Origin of the sequence: Mesorhizobium loti (assembly GCF_013170705.1) — a bacterium.
GTDB lineage: Bacteria > Pseudomonadota > Alphaproteobacteria > Rhizobiales > Rhizobiaceae > Mesorhizobium > Mesorhizobium loti_D.
Window position 1 is genome coordinate 3,222,595 of the sequence record NZ_CP033334.1, and the last position, 22,011, is coordinate 3,244,605.

29 protein-coding genes, 1 tRNA gene and 1 pseudogene are annotated in these 22,011 nt (G+C 63.7%); 18 read left to right on the top strand and 13 right to left on the bottom strand.

Annotated features, from left to right (window positions below):
* Nucleotides 1-7 precede the first annotated feature (7 nt).
* The 5 genes from EB815_RS15565 to EB815_RS15585 form a co-directional block, all read right to left on the bottom strand.
* Nucleotides 8-967, bottom strand: coding sequence for a ribokinase (locus EB815_RS15565; protein ID WP_065005268.1), 960 nt, complete (start codon nt 965-967; stop codon nt 8-10).
* 12 nt (nt 968-979) lie between these two features.
* Complete coding sequence (locus EB815_RS15570) at nt 980-2,497, bottom strand: sugar ABC transporter ATP-binding protein (RefSeq protein ID WP_065005269.1); 1,518 nt, start codon at nt 2,495-2,497, stop codon at nt 980-982.
* A gap of 80 nt (nt 2,498-2,577) precedes the next feature.
* Nucleotides 2,578-3,549: a sugar ABC transporter substrate-binding protein gene (locus EB815_RS15575; protein ID WP_056570919.1), complete on the bottom strand. Its 972-nt coding sequence runs from the start codon at nt 3,547-3,549 to the stop codon at nt 2,578-2,580.
* Between the two features lie 45 nt (nt 3,550-3,594).
* The gene (locus tag EB815_RS15580; protein ID WP_056570921.1) at nt 3,595-4,617 is read right to left on the bottom strand and encodes an ABC transporter permease; all 1,023 of its coding nucleotides are present in this window, start codon (nt 4,615-4,617) and stop codon (nt 3,595-3,597) included.
* Nucleotides 4,618-4,834: 217 nt separating this feature from the next.
* A complete protein-coding gene (locus EB815_RS15585) occupies nt 4,835-5,599 on the bottom strand; it encodes a phytanoyl-CoA dioxygenase family protein (RefSeq protein WP_056570923.1) in 765 nt (254 codons plus the stop codon).
* Between the two features lie 177 nt (nt 5,600-5,776).
* On the opposite strand from EB815_RS15585, the gene EB815_RS15590 reads away from it, so the two are divergent.
* Both EB815_RS15590 and EB815_RS15595 read left to right on the top strand, forming a co-directional pair.
* Nucleotides 5,777-6,628, top strand: a complete 852-nt coding sequence (locus EB815_RS15590) for an AraC family transcriptional regulator (RefSeq protein WP_245303350.1) — start codon at nt 5,777-5,779, stop codon at nt 6,626-6,628.
* A gap of 397 nt (nt 6,629-7,025) precedes the next feature.
* Nucleotides 7,026-7,703, top strand: a complete 678-nt coding sequence (locus EB815_RS15595) for a gamma-glutamylcyclotransferase (protein ID WP_432430893.1) — start codon at nt 7,026-7,028, stop codon at nt 7,701-7,703.
* On the opposite strand, the gene EB815_RS33955 is transcribed toward EB815_RS15595, so the two are convergent.
* The gene (locus EB815_RS33955; protein ID WP_280940265.1) at nt 7,700-7,825 is read right to left on the bottom strand and encodes a hypothetical protein; all 126 of its coding nucleotides are present in this window, start codon (nt 7,823-7,825) and stop codon (nt 7,700-7,702) included. The genes EB815_RS15595 and EB815_RS33955 overlap by 4 nt on opposite strands.
* Before the next feature lie 84 nt (nt 7,826-7,909).
* Between EB815_RS33955 and EB815_RS15600 the strand changes: the two genes are divergently transcribed.
* The 11 genes from EB815_RS15600 to EB815_RS15650 all read left to right on the top strand — a co-directional run bounded on the left by EB815_RS15600 (nt 7,910) and on the right by EB815_RS15650 (nt 14,087).
* Nucleotides 7,910-8,233 (top strand): ArsR/SmtB family transcription factor, encoded by a 324-nt coding sequence (locus tag EB815_RS15600; protein ID WP_065005270.1) that lies wholly within the window; start codon nt 7,910-7,912, stop codon nt 8,231-8,233.
* Nucleotides 8,230-8,661, top strand: a complete 432-nt coding sequence (locus EB815_RS15605) for an SRPBCC family protein (protein WP_056570927.1) — start codon at nt 8,230-8,232, stop codon at nt 8,659-8,661. Before EB815_RS15600 ends, EB815_RS15605 begins: the two co-directional genes overlap by 4 nt.
* A 74-nt stretch (nt 8,662-8,735) precedes the next feature.
* Complete coding sequence (locus EB815_RS15610; RefSeq protein WP_056570929.1) at nt 8,736-9,128, top strand: VOC family protein; 393 nt, start codon at nt 8,736-8,738, stop codon at nt 9,126-9,128.
* A gap of 37 nt (nt 9,129-9,165) precedes the next feature.
* Entirely contained in the window at nt 9,166-9,411 is a 246-nt protein-coding gene (locus tag EB815_RS15615) for a hypothetical protein (protein ID WP_056570931.1), read from the top strand.
* Nucleotides 9,383-9,811, top strand: coding sequence for a DUF1801 domain-containing protein (locus EB815_RS15620; protein ID WP_056570933.1), 429 nt, complete (start codon nt 9,383-9,385; stop codon nt 9,809-9,811). The genes EB815_RS15615 and EB815_RS15620 overlap by 29 nt, the downstream gene beginning before the upstream one ends.
* A gap of 31 nt (nt 9,812-9,842) precedes the next feature.
* Nucleotides 9,843-10,235, top strand: a complete 393-nt coding sequence (locus EB815_RS15625) for a DUF1801 domain-containing protein (protein WP_056570935.1) — start codon at nt 9,843-9,845, stop codon at nt 10,233-10,235.
* A gap of 343 nt (nt 10,236-10,578) precedes the next feature.
* Nucleotides 10,579-11,673 (top strand): acyltransferase family protein, encoded by a 1,095-nt coding sequence (locus EB815_RS15630; RefSeq protein WP_056570937.1) that lies wholly within the window; start codon nt 10,579-10,581, stop codon nt 11,671-11,673.
* A gap of 473 nt (nt 11,674-12,146) precedes the next feature.
* A complete protein-coding gene (locus EB815_RS15635) occupies nt 12,147-13,208 on the top strand; it encodes a diguanylate cyclase domain-containing protein (protein ID WP_056570939.1) in 1,062 nt (353 codons plus the stop codon).
* 211 nt (nt 13,209-13,419) lie between these two features.
* Nucleotides 13,420-13,495: transfer RNA gene (locus EB815_RS15640), tRNA-Cys, on the top strand.
* 152 nt (nt 13,496-13,647) lie between these two features.
* Nucleotides 13,648-13,890 carry a hypothetical protein gene (locus EB815_RS15645; protein ID WP_244494064.1) on the top strand — a complete coding sequence of 81 codons (243 nt, stop codon included), beginning with the start codon at nt 13,648-13,650 and terminating at the stop codon, nt 13,888-13,890.
* Between the two features lie 5 nt (nt 13,891-13,895).
* A complete protein-coding gene (locus EB815_RS15650; RefSeq protein WP_056570941.1) occupies nt 13,896-14,087 on the top strand; it encodes a hypothetical protein in 192 nt (63 codons plus the stop codon).
* 37 nt (nt 14,088-14,124) lie between these two features.
* On the opposite strand, the gene EB815_RS15655 is transcribed toward EB815_RS15650, so the two are convergent.
* On the bottom strand, nt 14,125-14,391 hold the full coding sequence (locus EB815_RS15655; RefSeq protein ID WP_056570943.1) for a DUF1488 domain-containing protein: 267 nt from the start codon (nt 14,389-14,391) through the stop codon (nt 14,125-14,127).
* Nucleotides 14,388-14,642, bottom strand: coding sequence for a hypothetical protein (locus EB815_RS15660; RefSeq protein WP_056570945.1), 255 nt, complete (start codon nt 14,640-14,642; stop codon nt 14,388-14,390). Before EB815_RS15660 ends, EB815_RS15655 begins: the two co-directional genes overlap by 4 nt.
* Nucleotides 14,643-14,888: 246 nt before the next feature.
* Between EB815_RS15660 and EB815_RS15665 the strand changes: the two genes are divergently transcribed.
* From EB815_RS15665 to EB815_RS15685, 5 genes are all read left to right on the top strand, one after another.
* Nucleotides 14,889-15,203 (top strand): co-chaperone GroES, encoded by a 315-nt coding sequence (locus EB815_RS15665; protein ID WP_019859661.1) that lies wholly within the window; start codon nt 14,889-14,891, stop codon nt 15,201-15,203.
* Nucleotides 15,204-15,264: 61 nt separating this feature from the next.
* Complete coding sequence (gene groL / locus EB815_RS15670; RefSeq protein WP_065005271.1) at nt 15,265-16,896, top strand: chaperonin GroEL; 1,632 nt, start codon at nt 15,265-15,267, stop codon at nt 16,894-16,896.
* Nucleotides 16,897-17,041: 145 nt separating this feature from the next.
* Nucleotides 17,042-17,200, top strand: coding sequence for a hypothetical protein (locus tag EB815_RS15675; protein WP_019859659.1), 159 nt, complete (start codon nt 17,042-17,044; stop codon nt 17,198-17,200).
* A 288-nt stretch (nt 17,201-17,488) separates the two neighbouring features.
* Nucleotides 17,489-17,803: a GYD domain-containing protein gene (locus EB815_RS15680; RefSeq protein ID WP_056570949.1), complete on the top strand. Its 315-nt coding sequence runs from the start codon at nt 17,489-17,491 to the stop codon at nt 17,801-17,803.
* Nucleotides 17,804-17,978: 175 nt separating this feature from the next.
* Nucleotides 17,979-18,476 (top strand): GAF domain-containing protein, encoded by a 498-nt coding sequence (locus EB815_RS15685; protein ID WP_056570951.1) that lies wholly within the window; start codon nt 17,979-17,981, stop codon nt 18,474-18,476.
* 122 nt (nt 18,477-18,598) lie between these two features.
* On the opposite strand, the gene EB815_RS15690 is transcribed toward EB815_RS15685, so the two are convergent.
* The 5 genes and pseudogenes from EB815_RS15690 to EB815_RS15710 form a co-directional block, all read right to left on the bottom strand.
* Nucleotides 18,599-19,555: an SEL1-like repeat protein gene (locus EB815_RS15690; RefSeq protein WP_056570953.1), complete on the bottom strand. Its 957-nt coding sequence runs from the start codon at nt 19,553-19,555 to the stop codon at nt 18,599-18,601.
* Nucleotides 19,556-19,764: 209 nt separating this feature from the next.
* On the bottom strand, nt 19,765-20,841 hold the full coding sequence (locus EB815_RS15695; RefSeq protein WP_056570955.1) for a YeiH family protein: 1,077 nt from the start codon (nt 20,839-20,841) through the stop codon (nt 19,765-19,767).
* Between the two features lie 119 nt (nt 20,842-20,960).
* Nucleotides 20,961-21,241 (bottom strand): annotated as a pseudogene (locus EB815_RS15700) (type II toxin-antitoxin system RelE/ParE family toxin).
* Nucleotides 21,238-21,519 carry a type II toxin-antitoxin system ParD family antitoxin gene (locus EB815_RS15705; RefSeq protein WP_056570957.1) on the bottom strand — a complete coding sequence of 94 codons (282 nt, stop codon included), beginning with the start codon at nt 21,517-21,519 and terminating at the stop codon, nt 21,238-21,240. Before EB815_RS15705 ends, EB815_RS15700 begins: the two are co-directional and overlap by 4 nt.
* Before the next feature lie 74 nt (nt 21,520-21,593).
* Entirely contained in the window at nt 21,594-21,971 is a 378-nt protein-coding gene (locus EB815_RS15710) for an ester cyclase (protein WP_056570960.1), read from the bottom strand.
* Nucleotides 21,972-22,011: the final 40 nt, after the last annotated feature.

The window sequence follows — 22,011 nt, forward strand, 5'->3', positions numbered from 1 at the left end:
TTCCGTGTTATTTCTGGGGCCATGTCGTCTTGAGGGCTTCGGCGAACAGCGCGTCGGCCTGACCACGTTCGGGCAGGCCGGGGATGACGCCGAGCCTTGTGCAGGCTATGCCGCCGCAGACGACGCCGAAGCGCACGGCGTCGACAATGTCGCGGCCCTCGGCCAGCGCCACGGCGAAGCCGGAGTTGAACGCGTCGCCGGCGCCGGTGGTGTCGACCACCTCGACCGGCACGGCCGGCACCATGATGTCGAGTTCGTCGGTGAGGATGAGCGCGCCGCTGCGGCCAAGCGTCACCACGACGTTGCGCACGCCACGGCGGCGCAGTTCGCCGGCCAGTTCGCGTGACGAGCGCGGATCGTCGGCGGGCAGGCCAAGCAGGATGCGCAATTCGCTTTCGTTGGGCGTGAGATAATCGACATTGGCGAAGATCGCGTCGGGAAGCTGGCGCGCGGGCGCTGGATTGAGGATGGTGCGGGCGCCGTGCCTGCGGCCAAGCTCCATGGCGCGGGCGGCGGCCGGTATCGGCACTTCGAGCACGGTCATCACCACATCGCTCTGCGCAATGCGCTGTTCGGCGGTGTCGACGACCGCCGCGTCCATCAGCTCGTTGGCGCCCATGTCGAGGATGATGAAATTCTCGCCCTTGTCGTTGAGGATGATGAAGCCGACGCCGGTGGCGCGTTCCGTCCGTGTCGTCACAAAGCTCGCATCGACGCCCTCGGCGGCATAGAGGTCGGTGGCGATGCCGGCCAGCTTGTCGGTGCCGATGATGGCGACCAGCGAGGAGGCGGCGCCGAGCCTGGATGTCGCCACCGCCTGGTTCGAGCCCTTGCCGCCGGCGCCCATGTCGAAATCGGTGCCAAGCATCGTTTCGCCGAAGATCGGCAGTTTCGGCGCCCGCATGGTCAGGCCGACAGCGAAGCTGCCGACGATGGTGATCCTTGGTGCGGTCTGGGGTTTGCTCATCAATCGCCTCGTTCAGGACGCCATGGCGCGCGCCAGGATCGCTTCCTCGTTGATGCCGGCTCCGGTCAGTTCACCGGAAACGCGGCCATTGCGCAGCACCAGAACGCGTTCGGCGTTCATGATCAATTCGGGAATCTCCGACGAGATCATCACCACCGCCACGCCTTCGCCGGCAATGCCGCGCAATATGGCGTAGATCTCGGCCTTGGCGCCGACATCGACGCCGCGCGTCGGCTCGTGCAGCACCAGCACGCGCGGATTGGTGACGAGGCTGCGGCCAAGGATGATCTTCTGCTGGTTGCCGCCGGACAGCGTGGCTAGCTTCTGGCCGAGATGTGAAATGCGCGCATCGAGCCGGGCGACCTGCGCGCGCGCCTCGCGGCGCACGGCACCACGCCGCATGAAGCCGGCCAGCGAAAAGCGCGGCAGCGAGGCCGAGACGACATTGTTGGCGACGCTCATGCTCAGCAGCGCGCCGGCGCCGCGCCGGTCGGCCGGCACCAGCGCCATGCCGTTGCGGATCGAGGCCCGCGGGTCGGCGGCGCGCAATTCCGTGCCGTCGATGGTGACGCGCCCGCGCCGGGCGCAGAGGCCAAACAGGGCTTCGCCGAGCATGTCCTTGCCGGAATCCGGCAGGCCGCCAATGCCGAGGATCTCGCCGGCGCGGGCATGGAAGCTCAGCTCGTCCAGGCTCGGCGCGGTCAGCTTTTCGACGGCGAGCACGATCGGCGCCTCATGCGAGCGCGCCTCGGCTTGCAGCGACCACTGCGCCGCCGTGTCGAGTTCGCGGCCGACCATGGCGCGGATCAACCGGTCCTCCGACAGGCCGTCATTGTCCATGGTCTCGATGGTGCGGCCGTCTCGCATCACGGTTATGCGGTCGGCAAGGTCGAGCACTTCCTTCAAATGATGCGAGACGTAGATGACGGTGACGCCTTCGCCGCGCAACTGTTTGACGATCTCGAACAGGCGGTCGCTCTCTCGCTTGGAGAGCGCCGAATTGGGTTCGTCCAGCACCAGCACGCGGGCGCGCTGGCGGATGGCGCCGGCGATCTCGACCAGTTGCATCTCGGCCACCGACAGGCGCGAGACCCTGGTGTCGGGATCGAGCGTGCCCATGCCGAGCCGGGTCAGCGCCGCGCGCGCCTCGCGCCGCATCTCGTCGCGCGGCACCAGCGACACGGCGGAGCGCGTCGCCATGTCCGACATCATGATGTTCTCGGCGATGGTCAGGGTCGGGCAGAGCGCCAGCTCCTGGTAGACCACGGTGATGCCGGCGGCGCGGCTGGCGAGCGGTGAGGCGATAATTGCCGGCTTGCCGTCGATGCGGATCTCGCCGCCATCGGGCTGCAGGTCGCCGGCCAGCATGTTCATCAGCGTCGATTTGCCGGCGCCGTTCTCGCCGATCACGGCATGCACCTCGCCGGCGCGGAAGGCGACGGAAATGCGGTCAAGCGCCAGCACGCCGGGGAACCGCTTGGTCAGGCCGGAGATTTCGACGATCGGGGCAGGGGTCTGGGTGTCTGTCATGAACCTGCTGGCTTGGGGCTGGCTGAATGCGTGCAAGCGGCCGCCGGTCCACTGGGATCGGCGGCCGTGCGGGCTGTCGATTACTTTTTCTTGGCGACTTCGGCGATGTTCTCCTTGGTGTAGATGCCGACGCCGGTGTCGACATTGTCGATCGGCTGGCCCTTGAGGAACTTCACCAGCAGGTCGACGGCGGCAAAGCCCTGCTTTTCCGGCGCCTGGTCGATCGTGGCATCGACATTGCCGTCCTGCACGAGCTGCACCGTCTGGTCGAGCAGGTCGAAGCCGACCACCTTGACCTTGTCGGCGGCCTTGTTGCGTTCCACCCAGGTGCCGGCGGCCGGCGTCGAGCAGCATTCGAGCGACAGCACGCCCGAGATCGACGGGTTGGCGAGCATGGCGTTCTCGATCGCCGAATAGATCTTCTGCGGGTCGGTGCCGGTGTTGAGCGTGTTGACAACTTCGATGCCGGGCTCGGCCTTGAGCGCTTCGCGAGCGCCTTTCTCGCGGTCGAGCGACCATTGCGCGGCGGCGTCGATGGTGGTGATCATCACCTTGCCCTTGCCGCCCAGCACCTTGGACATCAGCTTGCCCGCCTCGCGGCCGGACTGGACGAGGTCCTGGCCGGCGAAGGCGAGGCGCTTGCTCTGGGGATTGTCGGTGTTGAAGGTGACGACCGGGATACCGGCGGCAATGACGCGGTCGATCACCGGCGCCAGCGCGTCGGTCGAGACCGAGGAGATCGCCAGGCCGTCCATCTTGCCCATCAGCGTCTCGATCTCCGAGATCTGGCCGTCGGCATCGGCGCCGACCGGGCCGATGAACTGAGCGCCGACCTTGTCCTCCTTGGCGGCGCGCTCGACGCCCGCCTTCATGAACGGCGCGAATTCGTTGGAGACGTCATGGTAGGAGACGTAGAAGTCGAGCGGCTGGCCGGCATCGATCTTGGCCTTGATGCGGGGCGCAAGCTGGAAATCGGCGAGCTTGGATTCGGCATGGGCCGAGAGCGGAAGAAGGCCGATCGCTGCCGCGAGAATGACGTGTCTGATGTTCATGGATAGTCCTCCCTTTTTGGTTCTGGTTGCTTCTGTCTTCTGCGATTAACCCGCTCGGCGCGTGCTCCATTTGTCGATGCCGACCGCGATGATGATGACCAGGCCGATCATCAGTTCCTGCACGAAGGGCGACACGCCGAGCAGCACAAGGCCGTTGCGCATGACGCCGATGATGAGCACGCCCAGGATGGTGCCGAGGATCGTGCCTTCGCCGCCCGACAGCGAGGCGCCGCCGACAATGGTGGCGGCGATGACGTCGAGCTCGAGGCCAAGGCCGGTGCGTCCGGCCTGGCTGGACGGCAGGAAGGCAAGGCCCAGAATGCCGGCGAAGGCGGCAAGCACGCCCATCAGGATGAAGGCCGATATCTTGACCTTGTTGACGGAGATGCCGGAAACGCGCGCAGCCTTGGCGCTGCCGCCGACGGCATAGACCCGGAAGCCGAAATTGGAGAAGGACAGGACAAGCCAGGCCAGCACCGCGACGATGACCAGGAACACCAGCTGCATGGGAATGATGGTGAAGAGATAGCCCTGGCCCATGAAGGAGAAGGCCTGCAGCACATCGGGCAGCGCGCCATTGCGGGCGTTGACCGTCACCGGCTGGCCGTTGGTCAGGATCAGCGCCGCACCGCGCACGATGGACAGCATGCCGAGCGTGGCGATCAGCGAGGGCAGGCGGCCATAGGTGGAGAGCACGCCGTTGATGAGGCCGATGACGACGCCGGTGGCGAGGCCGACGCAGATCGCCGGCAGCAGCGCCCAGCCGGCGATGATCAGCATGCCGGTGGAGAGGCCCGAGAACGCATAGGTCGAGCCGACCGACAGGTCGACCTCGCCCGCGATCAGCACGAACGTCATGCCGACCGCCATGATCCCGAGCAAGGAGATCTGGCGCCCGACATTGAGCAGGTTGAGCGATGTCAGGAATCCATCGGTGGCGAAGGACAGGAACAGGCACAGCACGAGCAGGGCGATGAACACACCTGCCTCGCGCGCCCGCAAAAGCCGCGCCAGCGTGAATCGGTCCGTGGCTGGCGCGCGCGCGCCGGTCCTGACCGCATGGGCCATACAGCATCCTCCCTCAGCGTGATCGGCCGGTCCTCACCAGCGTGACCACTCTTCCATTCCATCGACCCGAGCCGAGCTCGTGCGCGGGCCGATGCATTCGTGCCGATCCCAAACTGATTCAGGGTCGGGCTCTATCCCCCTGTTCGGCCATGATCTTTCGAAAAGGGATCATGGCCATGGCGTGGGCGTCGCCGCCCATGCCGCTATTCTCGCCGCGTCAGGACGCCTGGCGGAACGAACCGGCCGGCACCTTGCGCAGCTCGTCGAAATTCCCGTATTCGCGAACCTTCTTGAACGGCGCGTTCTCGACGGCGTTGTAGGAGCAGATGTAGCCCCAGCGATAGGTGTCGGACCGGTTGGCATCGGAGCGGTGCAGGAGATTGCCGTCGAAGATCAGCGCGTCGCCGGCTTCCATCTCGACATAGATGTGCTCGTAGCGCTTGAGTGCTGCTTCCAGATGTTCCTGCTCGACATTGGTCTGGTCGTTCTCGCGGATATGGTTGAGGCGGCCGAGCTTGTGCGTACCCTTCAGCACCTGCAGGCAGCCATTCTCCCGTGTTGCCTTGTCGAGCGCGACATAGATGCTCATCATCTCCGGCGCCAGGCAGCCGTAATTGTACCAGTAGCCGAAATCCTGGTGCCATTCCCAAGCGCCGCCCTCATTGGGCTGCTTCATCGTCATCTTGTGGCTGTAAAGGTAGATCGGCTTGCCGACGGCGTCTTCCGCCAGATCGACCATGCGCTCGTCGCGGGCGAGCAGCCCGTATTTGTCGTCCTCGGCCTTGGTCCACATCTTCAGAAGGGTGGTCTTGCCCTCCTTGTCGCCCTTGGCCATCACGGCGCCATTCTTGTTTTCCGCTTCCAGCTGCGCACGGGCATGGTCGCGAAAATCCTCCACTTCCGCCACGCTGAGCAGTCCCCTGCGGATAATATAGCCATCACGGGCGTAGTCTTCCGCCTCTTTCCTCGTCATCGCCAGCATCGTCTTGCCTCCCTGGACTGTCGGGCCGCCAGCGGCGCAAGGCGCCGGGAAAACCCGTGAAACTGGGGTTCTCGGTAAAAGCCCGCAGAAATCCCCGACCTCATGCGAGCAACCATAGCGACGCTGGGCGGCGAACAAAATGGACAGCAAGACGCTTGTTTTGTATAAAACGCGCATATGAACAAGACGGATGTTTTCGAGAGTTTCCACTATGTGCCGGCCGCCGGCTGGACGCGCACGGCCTTCAGCGTGCTGCGCGCCGGCAAGGTGGCGGCGGCGCGCGATTACCGCATAGAACGGCCGGTCTATCCCGGCCAGGACATCCTCTACTGCCTGTCGGGGAGGGGCCATGTCGAGACGCTTGGGCAGCGGCTGGACGTGCGTGCTCACCAGCTGGTGTGGATGGCCAACGAGGCGCCGCATGTGCATTGCGCCGATCCGGACGAGCCGTGGACGCTGCTGTGGTTTCGGCTCGACGGCCCGGACCCGGCGATCCTGCGGCGCAAGCTGTTCGGCGAGGGCGTGTTGCGCACCGGCTTCACGGAAGCGACCAGCCCGGCGCCATGGTTCGAGCGGCTGTTTTCGGCGCTGCGCCGGCGCGACGCCGGCCTCGACCTGCGGCTGAACCAGCTGGTCGCCGAGTTCCTGCTTCTGGTCGACCGCGCGGTGAACGGCGCCGGCAATGACGATCTGCCGAAGCCGCTTGCCTCGGCGCTCGACGCCATGCGCGCCGAACCCGGCTTTGCGTGGGCGGCATCCGACCTTGCCGCCGTCACCGGGCTCGGCGCCTCGCAGGTGCGGCGGCTGTTCCAGAAACATCTGCGCACCAGCCCGCACCAATGGCTGATGCGCGAGCGGCTGATGCAAGCGCAATCGCTGCTGGTGCAGGGTGATCAGCCGCTGGCCGAAGTGGCGGAAGCCTGCGGCTTCTGCGACGTCTACCATTTCGGGCGCGAGTTCAAACGCTCTGTGGGCATTTCGCCGGCCGCCTGGCGGCGCAGCGAGCTGAGTGCCGCGCCGGGGCGGTAGGAGAGCAGAGTCTTTTCAGGGGCTTGGGCCAGGCGGCTCAGGTTTTGAGTCTGCGCGGTCGTCCCCGATTGTCAGCGTCAGCGCCGCCCCTCATTGCCCTGCCGGGCATTTCTCCCCGTATAGGGACGGGGAGAAAGGGGCTGGCCGCGATGCCGCGCTCTTCTTGCAAACGTCGGTGATTGGCGAAAGCGGCGATGACAGCGCCCCTCTCCCCGTCCCTATACGGGGAGAGGACGCCGGCAGGCAGGTGAGGGGCGGCGCTGACGTCTGTTGAATGTCACAGCCGAACTCGAAACCGAAAGAGATTGCCCGGCGGCTTGCCCTTGAGAATCCCTCTGCCTTCAGCAACATGACGAACATGCACAAGCCGACTTCCACCCCACCGCGCAAATCGCAAATGGCGCTGACCGAGGAACTCGTCGCGCGCACCATGCGGGTGGTCGAGGATGCCGGGCCGACGCCGGGCATGGTCTATATGCTGGACGCCGACTATGCGCGGTTTCGCGACGAGATCCTGGCCTCGGCGCCGCCTGGACCGCTGAAGCTGTTTGCCTATGGCTCGCTGCTGTGGAAGCCGGCCGGCGAGGTGCGGGGTGGCGAACGGGCGGTGGCGCGGGGCTGGCACCGGTCGTTCTGCTTCACGGTTCAGCGCTTTCGCGGCACGCTCGAGCAACCCGGCCTGATGATGGCGCTCGACCGTGGTGGCCAGTGCCAGGGCATGGTGTTCGAGATCGCCGAGCCGGTCGCGGCCAATCTGGAGGCGCTGCTGCGCCGCGAAATGACCATCCTGCCCGCCGTCAACGTGCCGCGCTGGCTGCGGGTCAGCACGGAAGGCGGGGCGAGCCGGGCGCTGGGCTTCGTCGTCGATCCGGCCAATCCGCGCTATGCCGGCAAGCTGGACAAGGCCGCGGTGGCGGCGACTTTGGCCAGGGCCGTCGGCCATTGGGGCTCAGGCGCGCAATATCTGTTCGAGACGATCCGCCACCTCGACGCCTGCGGCATACGCGATCGCAATCTGTGGCAGCTGCAGGAACTGGTGGCGCAGGAGATCGGGCGTACCCAAGCGGCTCTCTAGCCGCCCGCGGGACTTGCGGGGGCCACGCGAACCAGGAAATCCCGAAAGCTTTCCGGCGGCTTGCCGGTAAGCGCGGTGAAATCGCTGGAGATACGGCCGGTGGCTCCGGTGACGAGGATCATTCCTGCCGCTCCAATCTCGCTCTTGACGGACATATATCCCTGCGGTTATACATCAACCAATAGCCAACGGGTTATCGATCCGACATGCCGGACGCTCATGACATGCTCTTCAGGACACTCGCCGATCCGACCAGGCGGGCGATCTTCGAACGGCTGTGCCGGCAGGGCGAGCAGACGGTGGGGGCGCTGACGAGCCAGTCCGGGGTCTCGCAGCCGGCGGTGTCGAAGCATCTCGGCGTGCTCAAGCAGGCCGGTCTGGTGCGCGACCGCCATGAGGGCCGCCAGACGCATTACAGCGCGCAGCTTGGCGCGCTGGCGCCGCTGATGGACTGGACACGTGAGATGGCCGGGTTCTGGGAAAGCCGGTTCGACGATCTCGAGGATTTGCTCAAAAGGATGGACCATTGAACGATAGTGCCCAGGAGACCCGCACTGTCGTCGTCGAGCGGCAGATTTCCCATCCGCCGGAAAAGCTCTGGCGCGCGCTGACGCAACCGCATCTGATCGAGGAGTGGCTGATGAGGAATGATTTCAAGCCCGCTGTCGGCCACCGCTTCAACATCAGCGCCGATTGGGGCGGCGTGCTGGATTGCGAGGTGCTGGCCGTCGAACCGAACAAGACGCTGTCCTACAGCTGGAACCTCGTGCATCAGGATCCGGCGTTCGATCTCAGGAGCGTGGTGACCTTCACGCTCACCCCTACGCCAACGGGAACGCATCTACGCATGGAACAATCCGGCTTCCGGCCCGAGCAGCGGCGCGCCTATGGCGGCGCAAGAACCGGCTGGCCGCAATTCTTCGAGAAGCTGGAGCAGCTTCTCGACCGGACGGACTGAGCTCCGGCCGAACGAACCCAACACCTGACTTCACCGGGCGGCCTGGCCGCCAGCAAAGCCTATGGAGGAAGACGATGAAGATCAAACTGACCAGCATCCATGTCGACGACCAGGACAAGGCGCTTGCCTTCTACACCGGCGTGCTCGGCCTGGCCAAGAAGGCCGATTTCAGCAATGGGCCGTTCCGCTGGCTGACGGTCGCCTCGCCGGATGAGCCCGAAGGCACCGAGCTGCAGCTGGCCCTCAACAACCAACCGGCCGCCAAGGCCTACCAGCAGGCGATGTTCGAGCAGAGCCAGCCGGCGGTGATGTTCTTCACCGATGACATCAAGGCTGACCACCAGCGCATCACGGCCAATGGCGGCACGTTCGCCATGGCGCCGACCGAGGTGACCGGCTCGACCATCGCCAAGCTCAACGATGGCTGCGGCAATCTCATCCAGATCACACAGCTGGCGCGTTGGTAGCCGCGCACGGTTTCACGCGTTTTCACGGGAGGTAAGATTGGACTGGAGCAAGTGGATCAGGCAGGCGCATCGCTGGCTGTCGATCATCTTCACGGCGACCGTCGTCGCCAATTTCGTCACCATGGCGTTTGGACAGCCGCCCGCCTGGGTGGTCTATTCGCCACTGCCGCCGCTTTTCCTTATGCTGTTCAGCGGCCTCTATATGTTCGTGCTGCCCTATGTCGGGAAAGGACGCGGGATAGGAAGGGAAGGGTATGGCCAAGTCGACCGGCATCAAGCCTGAGCCGAAGCTGCTTTCCGGCGGCAACCCACAGATCGCCAAGGGCCATGGCGATGCCCCGGTGCAGGCCTATATCGCGGCCATGCCGGGCTGGAAGCGCGCAATGGGCGGTCGCCTCGACACGCTCATCGAGCGCGCCGTGCCCGGCGTGCACAAGGCGGTGAAATGGAATTCGCCGTTCTATGGCATCGAAGGCGAGGGCTGGTTCCTCAGCTTCCATTGCTTCACCAGGTATATCAAGGTGGCCTTCTTTCGCGGCATGTCGCTGGATCCGGTGCCACCGGGCGAATCCCGGAGCCGTGACACGCGCTACCTCGACATCCGTGAGGACGAGCCGTTCGACGAGGCGCAATTCAGCGCCTGGGTGAAGCAGGCCAGCCAATTGCCTGGCGAGCGCATGTGAGTGCTATTGTTCATTTTTTGAGGAGAACGGCATGACCGGATCGCAGGAGAGCAAATCCCCCTCCGAACTGATCGACGGCAGGATCACGGAACTCGGCGACTGGCGCGGCGAGATGCTCGGCCGGCTGCGCGCGCTCATCCACCAGGCCGATCCCGATGTGGTCGAGACGTGGAAATGGCGCGGGGTTCCGGTGTGGGAGCATGACGGCATGATCTGCACCGGCGAGACCTACAAGAGCGTCGTCAAGCTGACCTTCGCCAAGGGCGCGGCGCTGCCCGATCCCGCGGCCCTGTTCAACTCCAGCCTCGAAGGCAACACGAGGCGGGCTATTGATTTTCAGAAGGGCGAGGAGGTCGACGAAGAGGCCTTCAAGGCGCTGGTGCGGGCTGCGGTGGCGCTGAACAAGTCGAAGGGCAGAAAGTAGCTGCGTCGTAGATTGTTATCGATCTTCCGACGTCAGCGCTGCCCCTCACTGTCCTGCCGGACACCTCTCCCCGTATAGTGACAGGGAGAGGGAGGCTGTTATCGGTGATTTCGCCAATCTCCAACGCCGCAAGAAAAGCGCCGACAGCGCGTCAAGCCCTCTCTCCCCGTCACTATACGGGGAGAGATGTCAGGCAGGACAGTGAGGGGCAGCGCCGACGCCGGAAGATTGGGCCGCCAGCCACTCCACAAAACCAGCCGCGTTTACGATCTGGGAAGCTTGATGGTGCTAGACATCTCGGAATGATGGCTGGCCGCCTTGGCCGGCCCCGGATGGATTTGCCATGAACAGCCCGATGCGCATGCCGTGGGTGGACACGGCCAAAGGCCTCTCGATCATCCTCGTGGTCATGATGTATTCCGCCTACAACACCGGCGAGTACACGGGCGGCGTCGGCTTCCTGCACTATGTCATCGGCTTCGCGACGCCGTTTCGCATGCCGGAATTCTTCCTGATCTCCGGACTGTTCCTGTCGCAGGTGATCGACCGGCCGTGGCGGCGCTATGTCGACCGGCGCGTCGTCCATTATCTCTATTTCTACGTGCTGTGGGCGATCATCTCGATCGGGCTGAAGATCGGCATCTTCAGCCGGGATCCCGGCGGCATGCTGCACGATCTCGCAATGGCCGTCGTCCAGCCCTATGGCGTGCTGTGGTTCATCTACATGCTGGCGGTGTTCGGCCTCGTCGCGAAGCTTTTGCGGCAATTCCGCGTGCCGGCCTGGATCGTCATCCCGGCCGCTGCCGGCCTGCAGATGTGGGCGCCGCATCCCGACAGCTACGCGCTTGAACAATTCGCGGCCTATTTCGTGTTCTTCTATCTCGGCTTCGTGCTGGCGCCGTTGATTTTCCGCCTCGTCGAGTGGACGCAACCGCGCCCAATGCTGGCCGTCGGCGGCCTGCTCTTGTGGGCTGTCGTCAACGGGCTGCTCGTCTATTCGCCGGGCTATGCCATGCAGCCGGTCGGCATGCAGATGGGCCTGGCGGCATGGCCGCCGCTGCATCTCACTCTGGCCGTCGCGGGCGCCGTGGCGCTTTGCGTGCTCGGCGGCTTCCTGTCGCAATTTGCCGCCATGGAGTGGCTGCGCTGGCTCGGCGAACATTCGCTGGTCGTCTACGTCGCCTTCACCATCCCGATGTCACTCTTCCGCGGCGCCGCACTCGCGAGCGGCCTGCTGACCGACACCGGCATGCTCAGCCTGGCGGTGCTTTTGGTCTCGATCATCAGCCCTGTCGTGCTCTACCTCATCATCCAGCGCGTCGGCTTCGGCATGTTCCTGTTCGAGCGGCCGGCCTGGGCGCATGTCGACAACAGCGCGCCGCAAGCTGTATCGAAGGCGGCTCTGCCTGCCGCCGCCGCCCAATCAAGCCGGCCATAGTCGAGCAACGGGAGGCCGGCCCAGCCGTCCCGCAGCCACACCAGCATCTCGCTGGGTTCGCGAAATGAGGCTCGGCGCACGGCCAAGCCCGATCGACGATGGGTTCCACTATGCCATGCACGCATCTTCGGTGACTGGCGGGACTGATCGGTGCGAGGCTTGATTGCCACGTGGTTCCCCCAATCCGTCGATGCTTCGCAGCGCCACCTTTCCCCCTTCGGAGGGAAAGGAAGGGAGCTTTGCCGAACGAGCGTTGATGACGGAAAGCCTGGCACCTTCCTCTACCCCGTCGATCGGGGGGCCGAAGGACGGGCGAGACCCGTGGCTCGCCCCGGCTAGGTGGCTCGGCGAAGCCGAGACGGGGTGGGGGTCGACCAGCGCAGCCATTGCCACTCTCGTGGAGGCGAGGACGGCTTGTCAGCGAAGTTTTAAGGGCTGTTGCGCCATGGTGGTCGCCCGCCAGGAGTTTCTCCATGCCCGATACATCATACACCCCGAAAGGCCCGGCCCCGCAGCCCGGCAAGCGGGTGGGGCAGGGCAGCGCCGACGAACCGCGCCGCGACGCCGCAACCATCGCCAGGCTCAAGGCGGAACTCGCCGCGCAGGCCGCGCTGATCGCCACGCAGCAGGTTTCGCTGGCCCACAGCCGCAAGATCTTCGACCGGGCGTCGGTCGCGGCGCGCATCGGCGTTTGGGAATGCAGCCTGCCCGACGAGCGGCTGACCTGGACCGATGTGATCTATGATCTGTTCGATCTGCCGCGCGGCGCGGCGCTCGATCGAAGCGAAATCATCAAGTGCTATCCGGCGGAGTCGCGCAAGGCGCTGGACAGTCTGCGCAGCCACGCCATCGCCGAACGCAGCGGTTTTACCCTCGACGCGGAGATCACCACTTTCGCGGGACATAGCCGCTGGATCCGTATCACCGCGAGCGTCGAGTGCGAAGCCGGCGAGCCGGTGCGCATCTTCGGCATGAAGCAGGATATCACCGAGGAAAAGATCCTGTCGGACCGGATGCGCTATCTCGCCGAATTCGACGCCATGACCGGGCTTGCCAACCGCGCCCGCTTCCAGGCACGGCTGGCGCATGCGGATGAAGCACGTCCGCTCGGCGCGCTGCTTTTGATAGACCTCGACGGCTTCAAGGCCGTCAACGACACGTTCGGCCACGTCATCGGCGACGAGTGCCTCAAGGCGGCGGCCGAGCGCCTTGCCGGCGGGTGCGGCGAGGCGGAACTGGTGGCGCGTGTCGGCGGCGACGAATTCGCGGTGCTGGTCGGGTCGCATCTCGACCGCGGTGCCGTCTCCGGCGTGGCGCGCGACATCATCGAGGCGATGAGCAGGCCGGTCGCGATCCGCGGCCAGTCGCTGCGGCTCGGCGCCTCGGTCGGCATCGCGTTCGCCGGGGCGGGCTTGCCTTGCGACCTGTTCGCGCAGGCCGACACCGCGCTCTATGCCGCCAAGGCGGCGGGCCGCAACACGTTCCGCATCTTCAAGGCGGAAACCGGCGCGAAAGGCCGCAGTGCCGCCGCGTGAGGGGCAAGCTGCAGCCGCCTGCCAGAGCCGCGTTTTCTTTTGTCATGCGGGTGCTCGCGAAAAGGATGCGTTGGCAGGGATGCAAATATCGTGCGCGGATTGTCGCTGCTGCCGGTGATGACGACCCGGGAAGGCATTTTGCAACGTGCCGACAGAACGCGCTCCACGCTTAACTTTTCCGCAAGCATTTGCCGGTTAGGTCGACCGCGATGGCCTCGTGGCGGAGCGGCGACGCTGGAGACTGCAAATCTCTGAAGCCTCGGTTCGATCCCGAGGCGAGGCCTCCAAAATCATTTAGAGAGACCCGGCGCCGGACCCTTGTCGCGGCCGATTTGCGCGTTCCGGCCACGAAGGCGCGGGGCCGAGCTTAAAACCATCTATTTGAATTTGGCATGCAGGGCGCTCGCCAAAAGAGTGCTATGGCAAGGGGCGGGCATGCTTGCTCGGATTTTCCCCGACATTCGAGGTCGTTTTCGTGCGTGAACCGTCGCTGCTGCCTGTCTTTGGAAAACTTGGCACCAAGCCGTCCGTCGCGGTCAAGGCGACGCCGGCCGCTTCGACGGGGATCGTGTCGCGCTTGCGCGAGGCAATGGCCACGCATGGCGGCATGGCGCTGAAGCTGTCGGTGATTGCCTGGACGATATTGGTCCTGGGCACGGTGTTTTTCATGATGCAGGGCTGACCAGCATGGCAAATCGATACGCACTGCGCATGGACTTGCCCCAGAGTTGGGCCATCATCGATGTCTTCACCGGCCAGCCGGTCGAGGTCAGGCAAAGAGTCATGGTCGGCATGAACCCGCGCGACGCCCACGCCATGCTCGATCAGATGAATGTCCGCGACATCAAGCGCCGGGAGAGGGCCGAGCGCAAGCCCTGACCTCTGGCCGTCCCGGGCCATCTGGACCGTTGCAGCTTCAGCCGAAGTCGGCGGCCGTCAACACATACATGCTCTTGCGGGTGCGGTCGTAAGCCTTCGACGCCACGTCGCGGATGGTGCTGCTTTGCGTGTCGAATGTGGCGAGGTAGCCTGCCTCGTTGGCGGCGGTCGCCGGTTGCATCCGGGTCATCGCATCGGCCGCGACCGAGAAGGAAATCTGGAACATGCCGTCATGGCCGACGAAACGGATGCGCTTGCCGGCTTCGTCATAGCTGCGGCTGCGATTGGGGAAGGTGAGGCTCATGTCTTGACCTCCGTTGCGGCGGCCTTCTTGGTCGCCCGCTTCTTCTTCGGCGTCGGGTTCAGGGCTTCGGCGACGCGGTCGGCTTCTTCCTTGGCCAGCCGCAATTCCCGCAGCCTTGCCGTCTTGATCTCCCTTGCCCTTGCCTCGGACATATATTCGGCGGTTGCCTTGTTGCGCTCGGCCGTCTTCTTCTGCTTGTCGACAAAGCGGGCTTCAGCTTTTTCCATGATCGTCTGATTGCCATCGGCCATAGAGCAAATCTCCCTAGTGTGTGAAATCGTGAAAATGAACTTGTCCGATAAATAGGCACTCGACCGGCAAAATTCAATTTTTTGAATTATTTATGCCATGGGCGATATCACGAAACGGCTTCCCGAAATAATACTTTTAAATATTTCATCGGCTCGCGAATAATTTTTGGCACTCCTATCTATCGAGTGCCAAAGCGCCTATAGCAGAGCAGCGGCCGCCTATGCCGGCCCCAGAAAGAAGTTTTCATGAAATTTCGGCCACTCCACGACCGCGTCGTCATCCGGCGCGCCGAAGGCGATACCAAATCGAAGGGCGGCATCATCATTCCTGACAATGCCAAGGAAAAGCCGCAGGAAGGCGAAGTCATCGCCGTCGGCCCCGGCGCGCGCGACGAAAACGGCGCGCTTGTGCCGCTCGATGTCAAGGCCGGCGACCTGATCCTGTTCGGCAAATGGTCCGGCACCGAGGTCAAGATCGACGGCGAGGACCTGCTGATCATGAAGGAAGCCGACATCATGGGCGTGATCGAGAAGAGCGTCGAAGCCAAGAAGGCCGCCTGACTGGAGCGCCGCGCGTTCCGCGCGGGGTTCGTCCACTCCAAATTCGAACGGGATTGAAAAAATGTCTGCCAAGGAAATCAAATTCGCCACCGACGCGCGCGACCGCATGCTGCGCGGCGTCGAGATCCTCACCAATGCGGTGAAGGTCACGCTCGGCCCCAAGGGCCGCAATGTCATCATCGACAAGGCCTATGGCGCGCCGCGCATCACCAAGGACGGCGTCACCGTCGCCAAGGAGATCGAGCTTGCCGACAAGTTCGAGAACATGGGCGCGCAGATGGTGCGCGAAGTGGCCTCCAAGACCAATGACCTCGCCGGAGACGGCACCACCACCGCCACGGTGCTGGCCGCCTCGATCCTGCGCGAAGGCGCCAAGCTGGTCGCCGCCGGCATGAACCCGATGGACTTGAAGCGCGGCATCGACCAGGCGGTTGCCGCCGTCGTCGGGGAAATCAAGGCCAAGGCCAAGAAGGTCAAGTCGTCGGCCGAGATCGCGCAGGTCGGCACCATCGCCGCCAATGGCGACGCTACCGTCGGCGAGATGATCGCCAAGGCGATGGACAAGGTCGGCAATGACGGCGTCATCACCGTCGAAGAGGCCAAGACCGCCGAAACGGAGCTCGACGTCGTCGAGGGCATGCAGTTCGACCGCGGCTATCTCAGCCCGTATTTCGTCACCAATGCCGACAAGATGCGCGCGGAACTGGAAGAGCCCTACATCCTTATCCACGAGAAGAAGCTCGGCAATCTGCAGGCGATGCTGCCGATCCTCGAAGCGGTGGTGCAGAGCGGCAGGCCGCTGCTGATCATTTCGGAAGATGTCGAAGGCGAGGCGCTGGCCACGCTGGTCGTCAACAAATTGCGCGGCGGCCTCAAGGTCGCGGCGGTCAAGGCGCCGGGCTTCGGCGATCGCCGCAAGGCAATGCTCGAAGACATCGCCGTGCTCACATCGGGCCAGATGATCTCGGAGGATCTCGGCATCAAGCTCGAGAACGTCACCATCGAGATGCTCGGCCGCGCCAAGCGCGTGCTGATCGAGAAGGACACCACGACGATCATCGACGGCGCCGGCACCAAGGCGACCATCCAGGCGCGCGTCGCCCAGATCAAGGGCCAGATCGAGGAGACCACCTCCGACTACGACAAGGAAAAGCTGCAGGAGCGGCTGGCCAAGCTGTCGGGCGGCGTTGCCGTCATCCGCGTCGGCGGCGTCACCGAGTCGGAAGTCAAGGAGAAGAAGGACCGCATCGACGACGCGCTGAACGCGACGCGCGCGGCGGTCGAGGAAGGCATCGTGCCCGGCGGCGGCGTGGCATTGCTGCGTGCCAGGTCGGCGCTATCAGGCCTGACCGGCGCCAATGACGATGTCACCGCCGGCATTTCGATCGTGCTGCGCGCACTCGAGGCGCCGATCCGCCAGATCGCCGAGAATTCCGGCGTCGAAGGCTCCATCGTCGTCGGCAAGCTCACCGACAGCAAGGACCACAATCAGGGCTTTGATGCCCAGAACGAGACCTATGTCGACATGATCAAGGCCGGCATCGTCGACCCGGCGAAAGTGGTGCGCACCGCCCTGCAGGACGCCGGCTCGATCGCGGCGTTGCTGATCACCGCCGAAGCCATGATCACCGACATCCCGGCCAAGGATGCCGCGCCTGCGGGTGGTAATGGCGGTGGCATGGGCGGCTACTAAGGCTCAGCTGGCCGAAAGGCGGCTTCATGAAAGCCGCCTTTCGACCTGACCTGAATCTCGCCAAGTCGGCTCTTCTGTGAGCCGGAAGACTACCGCCGGGGGATTGCCTCCCGGCGCACAGGCCTCTAGCCCAGGAGATCGATCCATGATCGTGTTCGCGCAGAAGCCACAGACGGTCGTCACGACCGAAACCACCGAGGAAAGCCGCTTCGACCGCATCCGCAGGATTGCCGCCGACAAGCACAAGAAATCCGATTCCGATACGGCAACGCCACAAAAGGGCGAACCGAAGCGCCCGATGTAAGGCTGCGCCACGGCGCTGCCGGCCGTTCAACCTCAAAGACCACATCGCGGGTCAACGGCGCGGGTTCGATCGTCGCGGGCCGAGCGTGGTCCAGCCAGACACCTTCCTGCCGGCGGTGTCGGCGTGTCCGGTATTGTCATTATATTAGCTTAAGCGCATATTTATCCGGCGGTGTGCCCTTGGCCGCCAACGCGTCGAAGGGCGCCTGCAATTGTTCCGAAAAATAAATCGCTCCGTGACGCTCGAACTGTCGAGCAGCACGAGACATGACATTTGGAGGAAATACCCATGAAAGTGACTATCCTGGCAAACTATGCGCCCCATGCCGCCAAAGGATTGATGCAAGGCTCGGACAGGCAGGCCGCGGTCAAGGCGCTTTTTGAAAGCGTTGGCGGCAAGGTGACCAGCGTGATGTTCACGCGCGGCATCTATGACGTCGTTGTCAATGGCGAGGTGCCGGACCAGTCGGCTGGGATTGGCATGTCCCTTGCGGTGCGGGCGAGCGGCTCGCTGACCGAGATGGTCGTACTGGAAGAACTCGACATGAAGGCAGTGCTCGCGGCCGCCAAAAAGGCTGCCGGCGCGTACAAACCCGCCGGCTGATGGACTTGCCTTCCTGATCAAGGCAGCACGGCTCGATGCCGTGCTGCCGAGCACCGGACAGGGCATCTTGTTTCGACTTCGCGGCGACGTGAATTCAAGATAGTATCGCCCGGTGGTCGTTTGGTGCACAGAGCTTGCGGAAACGGAACCGCGATTCTCAGTTCGGAGACAAGCCATGTTTGCGGCCAAGGCCATCGACATCACGGACAAGGCCGCGTTCTACCGCGACCTCGCCGTTCAACTGAAGGCGCTGCTCGAAGGCGAAAGTGATTCGATCGCCAATGCCGCCAACACCGCGGCGCTGATCTTCCAGATGGTGCCCGACCTCAACTGGGCCGGCTTCTATTTCCTGGCCTCGGACGAGGAACTGGTGCTCGGACCATTCCAGGGCAAGCCGGCCTGCGTGCGCATCGCCGTCGGCAAGGGTGTGTGCGGGACGGCGGTCGAACTCGGCACCTCCATGCTGATCAAGGACGTGAACGATTTCCCCGGCCACATTGCCTGTGACGCCGATTCACGCTCGGAACTGGTCGTTCTTCTGGAAGACGAGGAAGGTGTGTTCGGCGTGCTCGATCTCGACAGCCCGCTGCCTGGCCGCTTCGACAAGGCCGACCAGGCCGGCATCGAGAAGCTCGCGGCGATCTATGCCGCGTCGAGCTCGTTCGAGGATTAGTCCGCGCCCTGACCGGCCCTTGGTATCGGCCATTGGAAACGGCGAGGGTTGGCGGATGGCCATAGCTCTGGCAGGCCGTGCCCGCCAGTTATGAGCGCCGAAATCGCAGGAAACAGCGAATCTCAAGCCTTTTTTGCCGGCGGCTCCAACTTGATAAGGTTGGCTTTAGCAGTTGGATCACCTTGATCAGCGGCCTTGCGAAATAAGATAAGAGCTTGGGCGGTGTCCTGCTTTACACCACGGCCTTCGAGGTATGCTACTCCGAGGCTATTCTCAGCTTTAGCGTATCCTTGCTCGGCAGCCTTTCTTACCCAGGCCACGGCCTGCACATAGTCTACAGGAACCCCTAGCCCCTTAAAGTACGAAATACCAAGGTCGTACTGAGCACCTGCATCTCCTTGGTCCGCTGCCTTCTGGAACCACGAGTCGGCTTGGGCATAGTCGAGCGTAACGCCGAGACCCTCCCCATAGGCCACACCAAGATCATGCTCGGCGAGGGCATTCCCTTGCTCCGCTGCTTTGCGATACCATGCGATTGCATCAGGATAATCCTGGGCGACACCTTGACCTTTGAAATAAGCCAAACCCAGAAAGTACTGGGCAACGGATGTTCCTTGTTCAGCGGCCTCACGGAACCAAGTGGCGGCTTCTCGATAGTCCTGCGGGACGCCCCTTCCATCTCTGTACAGCAACCCGAGATTGGTTTGAGCGTCCGCTAGTCCTTGACTAGCCGCTTTGCGATACCAAATTTCAGCCTCGGCATAGTCCTGCTTGACGCCCAGCCCACGGTCGTAGAGGTAGGCGAGATTGTGCTCTGCCTGAGCATCACCCTGGTCCGCTGCCTTACGGTACCAAGCGGCAGCTTGAACGTAATCCTCTGTAACACCGTGGCCTTCGGCGTAGGCGGTGCCAAGATTGTCCTGCGCTTTGGGGTCACCGGTGTTAGCAAGGACGCGCCACAACAAGACAGCCGCTGCGTAGTCTCCTCTCTTATAGGCCCGTTCCGCTTGCCCAGCATTGGCGACGCCGGCCACCAGCATGCCGGAGATGAAACAAAGCAACTTGGACAAGCTCTGCACGGTGGCCTCCGATTAAGCGACGAAGTCCGGATTAAGGTCTGACTTTTTGCCACGGTCAACTCTGGGCTAATTGGGCGCGCTATCATCTCTATGCGGCCAGCCGGTGGCTGACTGCCTGATACAGCAATTTTGGCTGGCGCCCCGTCGGCAGGGTGGAGGTGTCCGGACGATGTTCGACGTGATGAAGAGGCCGCTATAGCAAGCTGAAATTAGACCAACTTCACCAGCATCAGGCTGAAGCCGCCGATGAACAGGAAGGCGCAGAAGGCGAGCGCCAGCGGGCGCAGGCCGCGCGAGCGCAGTTGCGAGATGTCGGCCTGCAGGCCCATGGCGGCGAGCCCCATGGTCAGCATGATGGTGGTGGCGAGCGCCACCGCCGACTTCACTTCGGCGGGCACGGTGACCAGGCTGTTCAGCGCCACGATGGCGACGAAAGCGGCGACGAACCATGGCATGGGCGGACGCGCCCCGGATTGATCGCCTGGCTGGCTGCTGCTCGTCTTGCGGCGCGCCATCAGGCCGAGCGCGATGACCATCGGCGCCAGCATGGCAACGCGCGTCAGCTTCGCCACAGTGGCGATCTCGCCGGACTGGGTGCCGTTCTGGAAGCCGGCGCCGATGACCTGCGCCACCTCATGGATGGACGCGCCGGCCCACAGGCCGAAAGCGTGCTGGTCGAGGCCGAGCAGCGGCGCCAAAAGCGGGAAGCCGAGCATGGCGACGGTGCCGAACAGCGTGATCGAGGCGACGGCGTAGGTCACGTCCTCATCGCGTGCATCGGTGACGATGTTGGTGGCGACGATGGCCGAGGCGCCGCAGATCGAGGTGCCGGCGGCGATCAACTGCGCCAGCTTGCGGTCGACGCCGATCAGCCGGCCGAGCGTGGTGGTGAAGACGAACGTGGCGCCAAGGGTCAGGGCAACGATGCCGACGCCGCTGGCGCCGATCGAGACGACCTGGCCGAGCGTCAGCTGGAAGCCGAGCAGCACGATGGCGAAGCGCAGCAGGCGCTTTTGCGAGAAGGCGATGCCGGCCTTGGCATGGGCGGGCGTGCCGAGCACGTTGGAATAGATCATGCCGGCGACGACGGCCAGGATCATCGGGCTGAACAGGGCAAAGCCGGAGACATTGTGCGCCGAGAAGGCGACCGCCGTGATCATCGCCACCAGCACGATGCCGGGGATGATGCCGTTCGACATCGAATCGAGGCGCTTGCGGCCGGCGGCCAGGTCGGCGGAAATCGTGGTTTTCGGAATATCGTTCGCGATGCGGGCGGCGGAAGACAATGCAATTCTCCAGGCGGGTATGCCGGAGGAATGCCATTTCACAATCGATCTTTCCAACGAATTGTTGTGGTTAGAATGATCGATTTTTACGAACGATCGTAGTGGGGGACCAAGTCCGGCTACAACAATTCCTGCCACCGACGCGCGCCATGAACCACGCGCACGATCTCCGCGCCGTCGTCAATCTGGCGATAGAGGATCAGGTAATTTCCTGCAGGGTGCGCAAGCCCCGCCGCACGTCCGGCCGGGCAACACCCATTCCCGGCATGTCGGCGATCCGCTGGCAATGGGCATGGATTTCGTCATACCAGCGCAGTGCCGCCGAGGGACTATGCTCGGCGATATAGAGCGCGATGGCTTCGATATCCGCTTCGGCTTCCGGCCGTAGGCGCAGCGTCATCGCGACGTGCGCTCGGCGATCCTGGCGTCGAGCTTGCTTTTGATCCGGGCGAAGGCTTCGCCACCGTCGACGGCGTTGCCGCTTGCCATGCCTTCATCCCAAAGCCGGCCCAACTCGTCGACAGCCTGATCACGCTGCATCCGGCGAAATTTCCATTCGCGCAGCGCCTCACGCATGACTTCGCTCGCCGAGGCGTATTCGCCCGCCGCAACGACCTGGCGCATCATGCGTGCCATTTCAGGGGTGAGGGCAACGCTCACTTTCTCGACATTGGCCATCTGTGTGTCTCCTGCGACGCAAGGTAGGCAAGTTTACCACCAGCTGCGAGGAGAGACATTCATCGCACCTGAAATCAGAGCTGCGCTTCGATCGCCGCCTTGTCGATGACCGACCAGACGTTCCTGATCCGGTCGTTGAGAAATTCATAAAACACGTTCTCGCTGAAGGAGACCTTTTTGCCGTTGATGGGCAAGCCGAAAAAGGTCCCCTTCGGCGTGCAGTTGAACCGAAGGCGGCTGGCGATGAACGGTGGCTCGGCAATCAGCAGCTGGACGTCGAAATAGAGATCCGGGATTTCCCGGAAATCCCGTTCCAGCATGGCGCGGTAGCCCGAAAGGCCGACCCGGTCGCCATTATAGTGCACCTCGTCATGGACGAAGCGATGCAGCCTTTGCCAATCCTGGTTGTTGAGGCAGTCGATATAGCCTCGATAGAGGTCGGTTTGGGTCACGGCAACGGCTCCGGGTTCGTCAGATCCGGCAAAGATAGAA

Coding starts and splice junctions, on each gene's coding strand:
- EB815_RS15565 (WP_065005268.1), bottom strand. CDS start 967: ATGAGCAAACCCCAGACCGCACCAAGGATCACCATCGTCGGCAGCTTC.
- EB815_RS15570 (WP_065005269.1), bottom strand. CDS start 2,497: ATGACAGACACCCAGACCCCTGCCCCGATCGTCGAAATCTCCGGCCTG.
- EB815_RS15575 (WP_056570919.1), bottom strand. CDS start 3,549: ATGAACATCAGACACGTCATTCTCGCGGCAGCGATCGGCCTTCTTCCG.
- EB815_RS15580 (WP_056570921.1), bottom strand. CDS start 4,617: ATGGCCCATGCGGTCAGGACCGGCGCGCGCGCGCCAGCCACGGACCGA.
- EB815_RS15585 (WP_056570923.1), bottom strand. CDS start 5,599: ATGCTGGCGATGACGAGGAAAGAGGCGGAAGACTACGCCCGTGATGGC.
- EB815_RS15590 (WP_245303350.1), top strand. CDS start 5,777: ATGAACAAGACGGATGTTTTCGAGAGTTTCCACTATGTGCCGGCCGCC.
- EB815_RS15595 (WP_432430893.1), top strand. CDS start 7,026: ATGGCGCTGACCGAGGAACTCGTCGCGCGCACCATGCGGGTGGTCGAG.
- EB815_RS33955 (WP_280940265.1), bottom strand. CDS start 7,825: ATGATCCTCGTCACCGGAGCCACCGGCCGTATCTCCAGCGATTTCACC.
- EB815_RS15600 (WP_065005270.1), top strand. CDS start 7,910: ATGCCGGACGCTCATGACATGCTCTTCAGGACACTCGCCGATCCGACC.
- EB815_RS15610 (WP_056570929.1), top strand. CDS start 8,736: ATGAAGATCAAACTGACCAGCATCCATGTCGACGACCAGGACAAGGCG.
- EB815_RS15620 (WP_056570933.1), top strand. CDS start 9,383: ATGGCCAAGTCGACCGGCATCAAGCCTGAGCCGAAGCTGCTTTCCGGC.
- EB815_RS15625 (WP_056570935.1), top strand. CDS start 9,843: ATGACCGGATCGCAGGAGAGCAAATCCCCCTCCGAACTGATCGACGGC.
- EB815_RS15630 (WP_056570937.1), top strand. CDS start 10,579: ATGAACAGCCCGATGCGCATGCCGTGGGTGGACACGGCCAAAGGCCTC.
- EB815_RS15635 (WP_056570939.1), top strand. CDS start 12,147: ATGCCCGATACATCATACACCCCGAAAGGCCCGGCCCCGCAGCCCGGC.
- EB815_RS15650 (WP_056570941.1), top strand. CDS start 13,896: ATGGCAAATCGATACGCACTGCGCATGGACTTGCCCCAGAGTTGGGCC.
- EB815_RS15655 (WP_056570943.1), bottom strand. CDS start 14,391: ATGAGCCTCACCTTCCCCAATCGCAGCCGCAGCTATGACGAAGCCGGC.
- EB815_RS15660 (WP_056570945.1), bottom strand. CDS start 14,642: ATGGCCGATGGCAATCAGACGATCATGGAAAAAGCTGAAGCCCGCTTT.
- EB815_RS15665 (WP_019859661.1), top strand. CDS start 14,889: ATGAAATTTCGGCCACTCCACGACCGCGTCGTCATCCGGCGCGCCGAA.
- groL (WP_065005271.1), top strand. CDS start 15,265: ATGTCTGCCAAGGAAATCAAATTCGCCACCGACGCGCGCGACCGCATG.
- EB815_RS15675 (WP_019859659.1), top strand. CDS start 17,042: ATGATCGTGTTCGCGCAGAAGCCACAGACGGTCGTCACGACCGAAACC.
- EB815_RS15680 (WP_056570949.1), top strand. CDS start 17,489: ATGAAAGTGACTATCCTGGCAAACTATGCGCCCCATGCCGCCAAAGGA.
- EB815_RS15685 (WP_056570951.1), top strand. CDS start 17,979: ATGTTTGCGGCCAAGGCCATCGACATCACGGACAAGGCCGCGTTCTAC.
- EB815_RS15705 (WP_056570957.1), bottom strand. CDS start 21,519: ATGGCCAATGTCGAGAAAGTGAGCGTTGCCCTCACCCCTGAAATGGCA.